This is a genomic window from Mesorhizobium sp. M1A.T.Ca.IN.004.03.1.1 (assembly GCF_003997555.1).
Taxonomy (GTDB): domain Bacteria; phylum Pseudomonadota; class Alphaproteobacteria; order Rhizobiales; family Rhizobiaceae; genus Mesorhizobium.
Window position 1 is genome coordinate 1 of record NZ_RZTV01000924.1, and the last position, 243, is coordinate 243.

General features: G+C 70.8%; 1 pseudogene. It reads left to right on the forward strand.

Annotation, left to right across the window (positions count from 1 at the left end):
- A pseudogene (locus EOD29_RS34380) lies at positions 1-243 on the forward strand (hypothetical protein); the annotation flags it as partial.

Here is a 243-nt window from a genome sequence, read left to right on the forward strand (position 1 = left end):
GCCGGCGCGGCCCTTTCCGGCTCTGGCGTTTCGGCCGGAACGCAGATCACGACCCAGCTGTCGGGCACGCCGGGCGGCATTGGCGAGTATGCGGTCTCGATCGAGCAGGTGGTGCCGAGCGAGGCGATCACGGCGACCTACGGCACGCTCACGGTCAGCGCCGTCGCATCCGGCACCCTAGCAGTCGGCCAGACGCTGGCCGGGGTCGGTGTCACAGCCGGCACGCACATCACGCAGCTTGGC